Genomic DNA, 13,822 nt, shown 5'->3' with positions numbered 1-13,822 from the left:
CGTTCTTCGGCTTGTTATTGATGGGATAACGGCGCAATAAAATCAGTTACGCCGTAAAGTTGCATCAGGCTTTCCAAGCTTGCTGACAAATGCAGAAACTCCAAGTGACAATTTTTTTTATTGGCCTCACGCAACCACTCGAACAACATACTGATGGCTGTTGAATCAACTTCAGTGACCTGCTGCAAATCGACCTGCAAGTTACCACTATCCAACAATGCAAGACCTTGCTCTGTCAAGTCAACCACATTGTAGATGTTGACTGGGCCCTGCACAATAATAATATTTCCCGATTGTCGTATCATTTCGGAAAATTTGTCTTCACATGCAACATGAAAAACTTTTCTATTCCTTGCCTTCCAGCGAGCGATTTTTATCCGATAATGCCTTGATAAGTCCTTCAACACCGCCTCTACGAATCTGACTGTTAAACGAGCCGCGATAATTTGTCACCAGACTGACACCGGCAACTGTCACATCATACACTTTCCAACCATCAGACCCTTTTTCCATACTGTAGTCGATAGGTACAGGTTCTCTGCCGCTACCTTGATTGATGATTGTTCTTACTGTAGCGTCGACTTTATCGCCCAGTTCACGGACAGGATTAACTGTAACCTTTTCATCACGATAAGTCGTTAATGCATTGGAGTAGGTTCTAACCAACAATGTCCTGAATTCATTCACCAGCACATCTTGCTGCTTTGGCTCGGCAGAAGACCAATGTTTACCCATGGCCAACTGTGTCATACGTGTGAAGTTAAAATGCGGAAGAATTTTAGTTTCAATCAAATCCAGCATTCTCTCCTTATCGTCACCGATTTTTTCATCCTTACCGATAATTTCGAGGACTTCTTGAACGGTTTTATCAACGAGCCGATCTGGCTCCATCATCGACCATGCCGGGAACACAAGCAGGAAAGAAAATAAAAATGTCACTACGCCAAGAAATCTTTTCATTGTTCCCTCACAAATTCATAAATATTCAATTTTCTCAAAAGCCATTTAGACCATCTGGACTCGGGTTTTATTTTACCCGATTTGATTAGAATGCGTTATCTTCCGAGGCCTTATCAAACAAGAAACGCCCAATCATTTCTTCCAGCACCATCGCGGAGTTAGTTTTCATGATTGTATCACCTTCTTTGAGCATAACCTCATCGCCGCCCGCAGCCAGACCGATATACTGCTCTCCCAATAAGCCAGCGGTTAATATACTGGCAAACGTGTCTTTGGGAAATAGATACCGGCTATCAATATTCATAGTGACTACAGCGTCGTAGGTTTTCGTGCTGAACTGGATATCTGTCACACGACCGACAACAACACCGGAGCTTTTGACGGGCGCCCTGATCTTCAATCCACCGATATTTTCAAAATTTCCACTGATGACATAGCTGTCCGTTACGCCGTAGGTATTGAGATTGCCCACCTTCAGACTCAAAATCATTAACGCGCCAATTCCCGTTATGACAAACAATCCTACCCATAAATCCAATGTTGCTCGTTGCATCTGTCTAAAGCCCTCTAAACATGAAAGCAGTCAAGATAAAATCAAGTCCCAGTATTGCCAGTGATGACGTCACAACAGTTCTTGTCGTAGCACCAGAAACACCTTCAGCTGTTGGCGGTGAATCATAACCTTCGAACACCGCTATTGCCGTCACCGCCACGCCAAAAAAGCAGCTTTTAATAAAACCGTTAAGAATATCGATTCTGAAATCAACATTACTTTGCATTTGCGACCAGAAAGAGCCTTCATCAACACCGATGAAAATTACAGTCACCAGATAACCCCCAAATACGCCCATTACTGAAAAAATGGCTGCCAGCAACGGCATGGATATGACACCTGCCCAGAACCGGGGAGCAACAACCCGCGCCACCGGATCAACAGCCATCATTCCCATCGCGGCCAGCTGCTCGGTTGCTTTCATCAGTCCAATTTCAGCTGTAATGGCCGAGCCAGCACGGCTGGCAAATAACAGTGCAGCCACCACTGGCCCCAGTTCACGTACCAGCGATAATGCGACCAAAGTCCCCACTGCCGTTTCTGAGCCGTATTTCTGCAGGGTCTCATACCCTTGCAGCCCCAGCACCATACCGACAAACAGTCCGGAAACCACGATAATGATCAGTGATAAAACACCGACATAGTATAACTCGCGTATCACCAACCCAAATCGACGCAGACTGGTAGCCGATTTCATCAGTACCAATAGAAAAAAACGCGTGGCGCGACCAAGTCGCCAGATCCCTTCTAGGGTACGGTGGCCGATGCCTTGTATGCTGGAAACAATACGCTTAGGCAACGGTATTCTCCAGACTCAAATCCTGACTATACGCCCGCGCAGGATAATGAAAGGGCACAGGTCCATCAACTTCACCATGAACAAATTGATGCACAAAAGGCGCAACGGATTGCCGCACCTCATCAGGTGTACCATGCGCAGCAATGACGCCATCGGCAATAAAATAGACATAATCAACAATACTCAGTGACTCCTGTACATCATGCGTGACGATAATAGAAGTCATTTCCAGCGTATCCGTTAAACGGCGGATCAGGCTACCAATTACGCTCAGGGATATCGGGTCCAGACCAGTAAAAGGCTCGTCAAACATCATCAGCATCGGGTCAAGCGCAATGGATCGCGCCAGCGCAACACGACGGGCCATACCGCCCGATAATTCCGCAGGCATCAAATGATGCGCGCCGCGCAGTCCTACGGCATGCAACTTCATCAGCACCAGATCGCGGATCATTGACTCCGGTAAATTGGTATGTTCACGCATTTGAAAAGCGACATTATCAAAGACAGACAAATCTGTGAACAGCGCGCCAAACTGAAACAACATACCCATTTTTCGGCGCATTTCAAACAAGGCATCACGGTCAAGTTCATGAATTACCTGCCCTGAAACCCTGACATAACCGGATGATGGCAGCACAGCACCACCAATGAGTTTCAGCAATGTTGTTTTGCCCGATCCACTACCGCCCATGATAGCAATCAGTTGACCGCGCTTCATGGTCATGTTGATACCCTTCAGGACTGCGCGCGTATCATACGAAAAATTCAAATTGCTAATCTCTACTAAAGTGTCAGTTGTCATTTTGCAGTGGATATACCTCAAGCAGCTAATGGTTAAGGAATGGTTGCTGATTTAAATATAATTTATGGAAATACAATTTTTTTCCGGCCAATAATAAAAAATTATCTCGCGCTGATATCCCGCAGATACACCTGAAGGTCTTTTTTTATTTCCGGCGCCAGCATATACAGTCCAATTATATTCGGTATCGCCATGGCAAACACCATCGAATCGGTAAATAAAATTATATTGGACAGCTGGGTTGCCGAACCAATCACGATGAACAAGCAAAAAAACATTTTATAGATGTGCTCAACAATATCGTATTCGCCAAAAAGATACGTCGCACACTTCAACCCATAGTATGACCATGAAATCATGGTTGAATACGCAAACAAGAAAACAGTCACTGCTAATACATAAGGGAACCATGAAATCCCGGAAGCAAATGCACGCGAAGTCAGTTCCACGCCCTCTATACCATTCCCTTCAACATAAGTGCCCGAAATAACGATAACCAACGCCGTTACCATACAAATAACCACGGTATCGATAAATGGTCCCAGCATGCCAACCATACCCTGGCTAACCGGTACGTCCGTTTTCACCGCACTGTGTGCAATTGCAGATGAACCGAGGCCCGCTTCATTTGAAAAAGTGGCCCGTTGCACACCCATCAGCAAAGCGCCCATCAATGCACCGATCCCGGCTTCGGGATAAAGCGCCAATTCAAAAATAGTCTGTATGGCGCCGGGTATCGCCTCGTAATGTATACCAATAACCACTAAACCCGCCACGATATAGGTAATGGCCATAACCGGGACTATACTACTGGCAACCGCTGCAATCCATTTAATACCACCCAGAATGACCAACCCAACAAGCAATGCCATAAAAACACCAAATAGCCACCCTCTTTCAGCCAGAAAGCCTGTCTCGCCACCGGTAACAACCAAAGCCTGTTGATACGCCTGATTCGCCTGAAACAATCCACCGGCGCCGATTGCTCCGCCAACACAGCAGAGCGCGAACAAACCGGCCATGAATTTACCAAAACGCGGCTTATGGATTTGATCAAAAGCTGCTCTCAGATAATACATGGGTCCCCCTGAGATCGCTTCAGGGTGTTTTTTCGAACCATGCTGCCGATATTTGACGCCCAGTGTAACTTCGACGAATTTTGTCGACATGCCCAGTACACCCATTACAGCCATCCAGAATGCGGCACCAGGGCCGCCGACAGAAATAGCTACAGCCACACCGGCAATATTGCCTAATCCGACGGTTCCCGACAGGGACGTCATGAGCGCCTGGAAACGGTTGATTTGTCCATCTACATTTTGATGGTCGTATTTGCCTCGTAATACGTCTATGCCATGCGCAAAACAACGCACATTAATAAAGCCAAGATAAACGGTAAAAAAGAGTGCCGCAATAACAAGCCATACCAAGACCAGCTTAATTTCCAGGCCTAATAATGAAATGCTATAAAAAATGACTGAAGCAATGGCATTTGAGATCGGTTCAAACGCTGCATCGATTATTTTATCGATTTCCATTTGACCCTGTAATCTCCTTTACCGTATTGCGTGGCCAGCCAATTTGATTTTGCTGTGGCATTTTTTGTTTGTTTGAAGGAATGTTTGATCGTTTGAAAGTAACACTGAAAACTGCTTTTAACTCAGATATTGTGACTAAAATTCAGCAATTAAAATGTCATTCACATACGCGTGGGAATAACGGTGAGCCCCGACGTTGGACTCCGGCCACTTTTTGAAATCATTCTTATTCCTTTAACAATAGTCCAATTCTAAATTTTTTCATTTTGCCATATTTTTTTTCTAAAGCCTATTTCATGATTCACCTAATACCATCCTGCGCGCCGACTTTATAAGACAGTTTATTTGGCAACACCATGAATTATAATCAAAAGAAACATCTTTCCTGCTGCACGGCGATTATTCTCTGCCTTTGTGCGCCCCCCGCTTCAGGCACCGAAATATTCCGAAGCGAAGATGCGAAGGGCAGGGTTACGTATTCCGACAAAGCCATAGATGGTGCTGAGCAAATCAAACTGTCCAACCGGGTTTTTAGGCACCTGCAGAAAGTAAAGAGCGTATACGATGGCGACACCATCATTCTGGAAAACGGCCAACGCGTCAGGTTACTTGGTATCAACACACCTGAAATTGAAAGCCGTCACCGAGCAAATGAACCGGGCGGCGAAGCCGCAAAAGAATGGCTACAAAACCAGTTGCATGGCCAGAAAGTCTATCTCGAATATGATCTGGAGAAACATGACAAATACAAACGGTCACTTGCGCATGTTTTTTTATCTGACGGAAAACATATCAATCTTGAACTGCTCAAAAACGGTCTGGCATTTGTAAGCATTATTCCACCCAATATACGGCATGCTGACATGTTTAACCAGGCGCAACAACACGCTGAAAATAGAAAACTGGGCATTTGGGGATTACCACATTACCAGGCTCGCTCTCTTTCACAGATATCATCGAATGATAAGGGCTGGAAACGTTATATCGGAACACCGCAAAAAATTCAGCAAAGACGCAAGTTTACCTATCTGGTTTTCGATGAACGCGTCAACATACGTATTTCTAACGATAATCTCAAACTGTTTCCTGCCTTGGAAACCTATCTAGGGAAAACGGTAGAAATACGCGGATGGATATCTCGAAGAAGTGAAAAATTCTCATTCGAAATTCATCATCCCAGCGCACTGATACTGCAATAAATTACAACAGCCTGCACAAGCGCTTAGTAATCACTGTAGCGGGATCTTCTTCGCCACCTGATTTTGGGAATAATCAATCCCAACACCAACCCACCCAACATTACCATCGCACCGGTAATAAACCACTCCCTCTCGTTACTTTTATCGAGAGCGCCATAGTGTTCCTGTAATGTCTTCAGCTCAGACTTGGCTTCAACAAATTTTTGATGCATTTGTTTATTCTCTGCATCTATTGCCAATACATTGGCAGCGGTACTTTTGATTTCATTTAATCGATCCTGCAATTGCTTTTTTTCATTCTCGAGATGCAGAATACGATTTTTGACATTATCATATTCTGTTTTAATCAAATTCAACTGATTGCGAATACTGCTGCTTTGAGGTTCTTTACTGGTTATCTGTTTAACCAGATTCTCCAATTGCACCCGGGCTGCAGGTTCCCGCATCAGATATCGGCTTAAAACCCAGCCTTCAATACCGCCATTGGTACGGACTTTTGAATAACCATTTTCTTCATTCTGTTCAATCACTTCAAGCGCCGCGCCACTTTTTATCATCCGCTGGATAGTATGATTCCCGCTTGGGCCGGTACGTAATGTAATTTCAAAATAATCGGTAACATAACGCTGCTCCGCAGCCGCCAGCGTCGAAATGATCAGACCACTGACAAAGAAAAAGGCACATTTAACAAAATTGTTTTTTTTCATAAGGTTTAATTCAAGACTTTTAAAAATTGCGCAGCGTGACTTGTTTGCCCCGTTTCCAAGTCAACCGGAGTTTAATAGGTCCTTTTTTTAGGCGGAAATGAATCTACTGTCATTGGCTTCAAGCGCACTGGCTTATAGTCAAGGTGATTGTCTTTACTAAAAAACAGCGTATGCTTTAACCAATTATCATCATCGCGTTCAGGAAAATCATCACGCGCATGCGCACCGCGGCTCTCGCGCCGCGCTTCAGCAGAAATCATTGTTGCCACCGCCACTTCCTTCATATTATCCAGTTCAAGCGCCTCTATTCGCGCCGTGTTGAATACCTTGCTCTTGTCTTTGATTTCGGTGCGGCCCACGCGTCCGGCCACTTCCTTGATTTTCTCCACACCCTGTTGCAAGGTATCTTCAAAACGGAATACCCCGCAATAGATCTGCATTGTTTTACACAGCGCGTTAGTAACTTCAGCTACATTCTCACCATTTATCTGGTTTTCCAGGCGTTCAAGTCGCGCAATCGTTTTATCGGCAGCATCGGATGGTAACGGTTTATGGTGCGGGTTTCGTTCCAGATCCTCAATAACCTGATTCGCTGCGGCACGGCCAAACACAACCAAATCCAGCAAAGAATTTGTTCCCAGCCTGTTTGCACCATGAACGGACACACATGCACATTCACCCACTGCATAAAAACCATTTACAATTTCTTCAGGTCCCGTTTTGTACGGCGCCACCACCTGACCAAAATAATTTGTTGGAATACCACCCATCATGTAATGTGCTGTCGGCACAACGGGTATTGGATCGTGAATCGGGTCGACATGCGAAAACTTCATTGCCAATTCACGAATCCCTGGCAATCGCGACTTGATGATTTCAGCACCCAGATGGTCGAGTTTTAACAGCAGATGGTCGTGTTCATCGCCACAACCGCGCCCTTCCTTGATCTCAATTGTCATCGAACGCGCCACCACATCACGGCTGGCCAGATCCTTGGCATTGGGTGCATAGCGCTCCATAAAGCGCTCGCCATCCTTGTTAATCAAATAACCGCCTTCGCCGCGCACAGCTTCACTGATCAATACACCGACACCGTGAATACCCGTGGGATGAAACTGCCAGAATTCCATGTCTTCAAGCGGAATACCTGCACGCGCAGCCATACCCAATCCATCGCCGGTATTGATCAAAGCATTGGTGCTCGCCTGAAATATCCGTCCGCCGCCGCCGGTTGCAAACAAAGTTGCCTTGGCCTCTAGGATCATCACTTCACCGGTTTCCATTTCCATTGCCGTAATACCCAGCACATCGCCCTGTTCGTCACGTATCAAATCCAGCCCCATCCATTCGACAAAAAATTGGGTATTGGCACTGACATTACGCTGATAAAGCGTATGCAATAACGCATGACCGGTCCGGTCTGCGGCTGCACAGGATCGCGTCGCCTGAGCACCACCAAAATGTTGCGATTGCCCGCCAAAAGGACGTTGATAGATTTTGCCGTTTTCCAGCCGATCAAACGGCATACCAAAGTGTTCCAGTTCATACACCACTTCATTGGCTTGGCGGCACATAAATTCAATCGCATCCTGATCGCCAAGATAATCTGAGCCTTTTACCGTATCGTACATATGCCAATGCCAGTTATCCTCGGTAACATTACCTAGCGAAGCAGCAATCCCGCCCTGCGCCGAGACGGTATGCGATCTTGTCGGAAAAACCTTGGACACTACTGCCACTTTCAACCCGGCTTCTGACAATTGCAATGCTGCCCGCATACCGGCGCCACCCGCGCCGACAATCACCACGTCGAATTTTCTTTTTACGATTGCCACATTAACTCCACAAAATTTCAGCCGTCCAAATCAGGTACGCAAACAGGGAAACAATCACCAGAATTTGTGCTGTCAAACGAATTGCCGTCGGCTTGACATAATCCATTAGGACATTACGTACACCCACCCATGCATGCCAAAATAAAGATGCAAAAAATAAAAATGTCGCAATACGCATCCACTGATGATTAAAAACAGATACCCAGGCCGCATGGTCTTGCGGCGCAACACGCCACACAATCGCCACCAGCAGCAGAATATAAGAAGCCATTAAAACAGCGGTCACACGTTGCACCAACCAGTCTCTCAATCCGTAATGCGCCCCTGTAACAATGCGATTGGATTGTCTTACCATAGCAAAACTCCCACAAATAATGTCAGTGCAATGCTGATCGCCAGTACCCATTTACTGCTGGCACGGGCCTGGTTGAGCGCAATACCATAATGCAGATCGAGCGCAAGATAACGTATACCTGCACAGAGATGATGCAGACAAAGCCAAACAAACAAAACAAGAATCAGCTTCATCGCCGGGTTTTGAAATGCCGTTTGCAGTGCTTCAAAACTTTCCGGTGAGCCCAGCATCATTTGCAAACCACACAAAATGACGGGAATACCCGGAAAAAAAAGCAATACACCACTGATACGGTGCAGGATTGACACAATGGCCGGCAAAGGCTGGCTGATTTTAAAAAGATTGAGATGCTTGGGGCGTTTATTCAATAATTTCGCTTCCATGCACGAGACCTTAATGTTATAGATTCGAAAGCACATTCAACATGCTATACCAGAGGATGTTAACAATGAATGAATTATTTCTGTTGTTCCGGAAACCACGTTCCATCAGCTTTGCTGAGACCTGAAATACATCAACAGCAACAGTTCACCCCTTGTTAACACCCTCTGCAGCAAGTTTAGTCTGTTATACACCATGATACAAGTCAAATCATTATGGCGATTTTTGAATACAATATACACTTGACTACCCGATAAAATTTATTCAGTGGAATAATTACTTGTCTATGGCTGCTCATATTCACGTAACCGACTGCCTAATGCCATATTCATGTGATGCATGCGTAACAGCATCAGCATGGATTAGTTCCATAATAAATTTGGCAAAAAACATTGTGTGTCGTGTTGTGCTCAAACTAATGCACCGGAGCAATTTTTAACACGGAATCCTAAGCACAGTAAATTTACCAACCTGTTCAATCATTGTGCGCCGAATAAATGGCTTTTCATTCCAGCAAATTGAAAAACAGCAATCCAACGAAAAATGATTCATATAAGGGCATCTCTAAAAATTGATATTACAAGACAGGGTAATTCAGGAAGGGAAGCCATTTTTCATGGTTAGTGTATAATAACACATTGTTTATTATAGTTAATAGTCATATTCACTGATATAGGATTCCATCATGCAATTCAGTTTTTTTGACCTTGAAAATCGCTATGAACAGCTAAGCAAGCTAAGAGATCCGCTTGAAGAACTGAATCGCATGATCGACTGGAATTTATTCGCTGATCTTCTCAGGGAGACGACTACGAAGCCTAGGAAAAGCGCGGCTGGTCGCAAACCCTTTGATCGGGTGATGCTATTCAAGATGCTGGTATTGCAAAGAATGCATAATCTGTCGGATGACCAGTTGGAGTATCAAGTACGGGATCGATTGAGTTTCATGCGTTTTTTGGGGCTTGATTTGGCGGGGGTGGTACCGGATGCAAAAACGATGTGGGCGTTTCGGGAGGAGTTGAAGGAGAATCAACTGATTGAACGGCTATTTGCGAGATTTGCTGAATGTTTACGGGAGCTGGATGTTGAGCTGAAGTCAGGTCAGATCATTGATGCAACTTTTGTGACGGTTCCCAAGCAACGTAATACGCGTGAGGAGAACAAGATCATCAAGGAAGGTGCGATTCCGATTGAATGGGGGCAAAATCCTCACAAGCTGGCACAAAAAGACATTGATGCGCGTTGGACGAAGAAGAACAACGAATCGTTTTATGGTTACAAAGATCACGTGAATGTGGATCAGTGTACCAAGTTGATAACCCATGGGAATTTACATCAGCGGAAGTTCACGATAGCCAGGTTTTGGCAGAAGTGCTGCAATCCCCTAAAGAGGGAGGGACTGATGTTTACGCGGATTCAGCCTATCGCAGCGAAGCACAGGAAGAAATTCTGGCTACTTCTGGACACACGAGCCGCATTCACGAAAAAGGTGCTCGCAATCATCCACTCACGGACACGCAAAAGTTTGGCAACAAAAAGAAATCACAGGTGCGCGCACGGGTTGAACATGTATTTGGTTCGATGACGAATGAACTGGGTGGAATCACTATTCGTACCATAGGGCTTATGAGAGCAAAAGTACAAATAGGCTTGCTCAACCTCGTTTACAACATTAAGCGTGTGGTGACGTTGATTCGCAAAAGATGTTTCAGTTTCGACAGGGTTATTACGCCCAGAATTGCCTAAAATAGGAAAAACGAGAGGATAACAACCCAAAACGCCTTGAACTGAGCAATAATCAAATTCTTGAACAGAAAAATATCGGGAATCGAACTAATCGTTCCCCGGCTTGGAAAAATTCTCTTTATTAAGGTATTTTTAGAGATGCCCTTTAATGAATAAGCGGATTACAGAAACTGAGCAAAGCAGCGATGTGCTTGCTTCATAGGTAAAAAGTTGGTGTCGGATCGAGAACTGGAATTTAGTTTCTGTATACGAGGATTGGTCAATTGACCATTGGGAGCGATTTTTTGTCCACAGCACTTGTTCACTAAATCGGAAGCGGAGCAGAAACATGAAGCAAAAAACATATCATTTAAGCGATTATTCTCGATATCTTCCCTTTTCTTTTAAAGTTGATTAAAGATTAAACCACGTCCTGAGGACGTGGAGTTGGTCTGAAGGCTCTAGCCTTAAGACTTGAGACGGGTTGGATCGGGAGTATTAGAAATTCTGTGTCATTCCTTTAGTATTAAATTTTATAGGAGTGACGAATGAACAAGACTACAGTGCAATTTGATTTTGAAGAAGCCTTGGAATCCTTGAAAGCGGGGCGGAATTTGAATGGAAAAGATGGCATATTAACGCCATTGATCAAACAACTCACTGAAGCTGCATTGGCGGCGGAACTTGAACAGCATATCAAATCCGGGGATGAACAGAACCGGAAGAATGGCACGACGCCAAAGACTGTAAAATCAGCATCAGGTAGTTTTCAACTGGAAACACCCAGAGACCGCAACGGTACATTTGAACCTCAGTTGGTTAAAAAGCATCAGACTCATCTTACCGATGAAATCGAACGCAAAATTCTATCGTTATTTGCGTTGGGCTCCAGCTATCAGGATATCTCTGGGCATATTGCCGAGATATACGGCATTGACGTTTCATCGGCGACGATCAGTGCAGTCACTGACAAGCTTATTCCGGAGCTTAGGGAATGGCAGCAACGGCCATTGGATAGTCACTATCCGTTCGTGTGGCTGGATGCCATACATCACAAAGTGAAAGACGATGGCCGGTATGTCAGCAAGGCAGTTTATACCGTACTTGGCTTAAACATTGAAGGAAAGAAGGAAGTACTAGGGTTGTATGTATCGGAAAGCGAAGGCGCCCGGTTTTGGCTTTCCGTACTGACAGATTTAAATAACCGTGGCGTACAGGATATCCTTATTGCCGCCGTTGATGGACTCGTGGGTTTTCCTGAGGCAATCAACAGTATTTTTCCAGAAACCGAGGTTCAGTTATGCATTATTCATCAAATCCGCAATTCGATGAAATATGTGGCGTCAAAAAATCAAAAAGCATTCATGGCTGACCTGAAACCGGTATACAAAGCGCCGACCATTGATGCAGCTGAAGATGCGCTTGATGCATTGGAAGCCAAATGGGGAAAACAGTATCCCATCGTGATTCAATCCTGGCGCAACAAATGGGAAAATTTATCGGTATACTTCAAATATCCTGAACCGATACGCCGTGTGATTTATACAACCAACACCATTGAGGCCGTACATCGCCAATTTCGCAAACTGACAAAAACCAAAGGTGGATTTCCGAATGAAAACAGTCTGTTGAAATTATTGTATGTTGGTATCAAAAACGCCAGCAAAAAATGGACAATGCCAATACTAAACTGGAATTTGACATTATCCCAGCTTGCGATATATTTTGAGGGGCGTTTGGATGCGGCGCTGGATTTATGAATTTAATACAGATTTTTATGTCACCGCTGAAACTGGTTAGCGTATCGACACGAATTGTGTCGATCGGTCACCGGTTTCAGTGGTCAACAAGCGAAGCGCGTTAGGTGATTGGCAAACTGACACAGAATTTTGAACACCCTCCGAAGATCGTCGAATTGATCAGTTAAGCTTATTTTGATATCAGGCCACCTTTAGGTGGCACAATAAATAATCCGCTTTGAGCGGTTCATAAAATCAAGCCTCCGGCTTTGCCGGAGGTATGTGACTGGCAAAATCATTATATAGAATTTGGATCAAATGAAAGCCTGTCCTTCGGGGCCATAAAGGGAAATATTGCCAGCTGCGCTTTGTAATGCTATATAAGCTCGTTGATTGTACTGTAGCTGCGTTGAAATAATCTGTCCATTTGTTTTATTAATCTGCTGTGCGGTTTTCGCAAACTCGGACAACTCATTCCAAATTGTATGTAACTCAGCATTTTCTTGCTTTGAGAGCCATAACTGCATTCCATTTTTATTCGGTGAATAACCTAAGAAGGATAAATACTGTACGCGTTTTTTGGCTTGGTATTCTAGTTTCTCAACGAGACGTGCTTTGTCAGATGCAAGCCTATCAAGATCATCTATGCGTCCATTAATTAACGCATCTTCCTCTTTTTTTAGTACTTCCACAAATTCCTGTAAAGTCTGTCTCTCATCATCAATAGTTGCAACAAATTTATCAGGACTTTGAATGACACGCATTTTACGAGCGATCCTCTTTAGATTGAATCAATTCCTGTACGGTTTCAAGTAAACGATCAGCAACAACGTCAGGATTCACTTTAAAAGTGCCTTCACTGATTGCTTGTCTAATTTCCTGTACACGCGACATATCGACAACTGAGCTACTCGCGGCGGTACTGTCAATAGACTGTAAATTGCTTGCTTGTTGACTTATATGAACGGAATTCTCATTCACCTTTTCAGGTCTTGTGCTAGTTGCTGACGAGGTTTCTGTACGTTTTTTATCATCATTGGCCGAAACATTCGGTAGTGATTGTATTGAATTATCGATTTTCAAAATTTGGTTTCCTTATGATTTATTTTAATTGATTGCTTTATCGACATACTCGCCCAAAACTTTAGGGCGCTTCCAAAAAACCATATTTCGTTACAATGCTTCGGTATTGGAAAATAAAATTTCCTTACATATCAATTAGATGC

Annotated in this window: 14 protein-coding genes and 1 pseudogene; 3 read left to right on the top strand and 12 right to left on the bottom strand. The window is 44.3% G+C overall.

The genetic code is table 11. The features are described 5' to 3' along the window. Positions 1 to 14 precede the first annotated feature (14 nt). The 6 genes from MRK00_02655 to MRK00_02630 all read right to left on the bottom strand — a co-directional run bounded on the left by MRK00_02655 (position 15) and on the right by MRK00_02630 (position 4,655). Positions 15 to 305: an STAS domain-containing protein gene (locus MRK00_02655; protein MDR4516281.1), complete on the bottom strand. Its 291-nt coding sequence runs from the start codon at positions 303 to 305 to the stop codon at positions 15 to 17. 40 nt (positions 306 to 345) lie between these two features. Beyond that, complete coding sequence (locus MRK00_02650) at positions 346 to 960, bottom strand: ABC transporter substrate-binding protein (protein ID MDR4516280.1); 615 nt, start codon at positions 958 to 960, stop codon at positions 346 to 348. An 85-nt stretch (positions 961 to 1,045) separates the two neighbouring features. Continuing rightward, positions 1,046 to 1,513, bottom strand: a complete 468-nt coding sequence (mlaD, locus tag MRK00_02645) for an outer membrane lipid asymmetry maintenance protein MlaD (protein MDR4516279.1) — start codon at positions 1,511 to 1,513, stop codon at positions 1,046 to 1,048. Between the two features lie 4 nt (positions 1,514 to 1,517). Next, on the bottom strand, positions 1,518 to 2,312 hold the full coding sequence (gene mlaE / locus MRK00_02640; GenBank protein MDR4516278.1) for a lipid asymmetry maintenance ABC transporter permease subunit MlaE: 795 nt from the start codon (positions 2,310 to 2,312) through the stop codon (positions 1,518 to 1,520). Continuing rightward, the gene (locus tag MRK00_02635; protein MDR4516277.1) at positions 2,305 to 3,117 is read right to left on the bottom strand and encodes an ABC transporter ATP-binding protein; all 813 of its coding nucleotides are present in this window, start codon (positions 3,115 to 3,117) and stop codon (positions 2,305 to 2,307) included. The genes mlaE and MRK00_02635 overlap by 8 nt, the downstream gene beginning before the upstream one ends. Positions 3,118 to 3,218: 101 nt before the next feature. Beyond that, the gene (locus MRK00_02630) at positions 3,219 to 4,655 is read right to left on the bottom strand and encodes an alanine:cation symporter family protein (GenBank protein ID MDR4516276.1); all 1,437 of its coding nucleotides are present in this window, start codon (positions 4,653 to 4,655) and stop codon (positions 3,219 to 3,221) included. 356 nt (positions 4,656 to 5,011) lie between these two features. Here MRK00_02630 and MRK00_02625 point away from each other — a divergent pair, with 356 nt between their 5' ends. Beyond that, a complete protein-coding gene (locus tag MRK00_02625) occupies positions 5,012 to 5,854 on the top strand; it encodes a thermonuclease family protein (GenBank protein ID MDR4516275.1) in 843 nt (280 codons plus the stop codon). A 23-nt stretch (positions 5,855 to 5,877) separates the two neighbouring features. On the opposite strand, the gene MRK00_02620 is transcribed toward MRK00_02625, so the two are convergent. From MRK00_02620 to sdhC, 4 genes are all read right to left on the bottom strand, one after another. Beyond that, positions 5,878 to 6,561 carry a TIGR04211 family SH3 domain-containing protein gene (locus tag MRK00_02620; GenBank protein MDR4516274.1) on the bottom strand — a complete coding sequence of 228 codons (684 nt, stop codon included), beginning with the start codon at positions 6,559 to 6,561 and terminating at the stop codon, positions 5,878 to 5,880. A 71-nt stretch (positions 6,562 to 6,632) separates the two neighbouring features. Next, positions 6,633 to 8,339, bottom strand: coding sequence for a succinate dehydrogenase flavoprotein subunit (gene sdhA, locus MRK00_02615; protein MDR4516273.1), 1,707 nt, complete (start codon positions 8,337 to 8,339; stop codon positions 6,633 to 6,635). Positions 8,340 to 8,397: 58 nt separating this feature from the next. Beyond that, positions 8,398 to 8,751, bottom strand: coding sequence for a succinate dehydrogenase, hydrophobic membrane anchor protein (sdhD, locus tag MRK00_02610; protein MDR4516272.1), 354 nt, complete (start codon positions 8,749 to 8,751; stop codon positions 8,398 to 8,400). Then, complete coding sequence (gene sdhC, locus MRK00_02605) at positions 8,745 to 9,134, bottom strand: succinate dehydrogenase, cytochrome b556 subunit (GenBank protein MDR4516271.1); 390 nt, start codon at positions 9,132 to 9,134, stop codon at positions 8,745 to 8,747. The genes sdhD and sdhC overlap by 7 nt, the downstream gene beginning before the upstream one ends. Positions 9,135 to 9,814: 680 nt before the next feature. Between sdhC and MRK00_02600 the strand changes: the two are divergent. Together MRK00_02600 and MRK00_02595 are read left to right on the top strand one after the other, a co-directional pair. Beyond that, positions 9,815 to 10,878 (top strand): annotated as a pseudogene (locus MRK00_02600) (IS5 family transposase). A 527-nt stretch (positions 10,879 to 11,405) separates the two neighbouring features. Then, entirely contained in the window at positions 11,406 to 12,617 is a 1,212-nt protein-coding gene (locus MRK00_02595) for an IS256 family transposase (GenBank protein ID MDR4516270.1), read from the top strand. A 293-nt stretch (positions 12,618 to 12,910) separates the two neighbouring features. Here MRK00_02595 and MRK00_02590 read toward each other — a convergent pair whose 3' ends face one another. Both MRK00_02590 and flgM read right to left on the bottom strand, forming a co-directional pair. Next, a complete protein-coding gene (locus tag MRK00_02590; GenBank protein MDR4516269.1) occupies positions 12,911 to 13,360 on the bottom strand; it encodes a flagellar protein FlgN in 450 nt (149 codons plus the stop codon). Position 13,361: 1 nt separating this feature from the next. Next, positions 13,362 to 13,679: a flagellar biosynthesis anti-sigma factor FlgM gene (gene flgM, locus MRK00_02585; protein MDR4516268.1), complete on the bottom strand. Its 318-nt coding sequence runs from the start codon at positions 13,677 to 13,679 to the stop codon at positions 13,362 to 13,364. Positions 13,680 to 13,822: the final 143 nt, after the last annotated feature.

The organism is Nitrosomonas sp. (assembly GCA_031316255.1).
Lineage (GTDB): Bacteria > Pseudomonadota > Gammaproteobacteria > Burkholderiales > Nitrosomonadaceae > Nitrosomonas.
The sequence above is the reverse complement of the archived record's forward strand: the minus strand, read 5'-3'. Positions and strand labels throughout refer to the sequence as shown.

Coding starts and splice junctions, on each gene's coding strand:
- MRK00_02655 (MDR4516281.1), bottom strand. CDS start 305: ATGATACGACAATCGGGAAATATTATTATTGTGCAGGGCCCAGTCAAC.
- MRK00_02650 (MDR4516280.1), bottom strand. CDS start 960: ATGAAAAGATTTCTTGGCGTAGTGACATTTTTATTTTCTTTCCTGCTT.
- mlaD (MDR4516279.1), bottom strand. CDS start 1,513: ATGCAACGAGCAACATTGGATTTATGGGTAGGATTGTTTGTCATAACG.
- MRK00_02635 (MDR4516277.1), bottom strand. CDS start 3,117: ATGACAACTGACACTTTAGTAGAGATTAGCAATTTGAATTTTTCGTAT.
- MRK00_02630 (MDR4516276.1), bottom strand. CDS start 4,655: ATGGAAATCGATAAAATAATCGATGCAGCGTTTGAACCGATCTCAAAT.
- MRK00_02625 (MDR4516275.1), top strand. CDS start 5,012: ATGAATTATAATCAAAAGAAACATCTTTCCTGCTGCACGGCGATTATT.
- MRK00_02620 (MDR4516274.1), bottom strand. CDS start 6,561: ATGAAAAAAAACAATTTTGTTAAATGTGCCTTTTTCTTTGTCAGTGGT.
- sdhA (MDR4516273.1), bottom strand. CDS start 8,339: ATGCGGGCAGCATTGCAATTGTCAGAAGCCGGGTTGAAAGTGGCAGTA.
- sdhD (MDR4516272.1), bottom strand. CDS start 8,751: ATGGTAAGACAATCCAATCGCATTGTTACAGGGGCGCATTACGGATTG.
- sdhC (MDR4516271.1), bottom strand. CDS start 9,134: ATGGAAGCGAAATTATTGAATAAACGCCCCAAGCATCTCAATCTTTTT.
- MRK00_02595 (MDR4516270.1), top strand. CDS start 11,406: ATGAACAAGACTACAGTGCAATTTGATTTTGAAGAAGCCTTGGAATCC.
- MRK00_02590 (MDR4516269.1), bottom strand. CDS start 13,360: ATGCGTGTCATTCAAAGTCCTGATAAATTTGTTGCAACTATTGATGAT.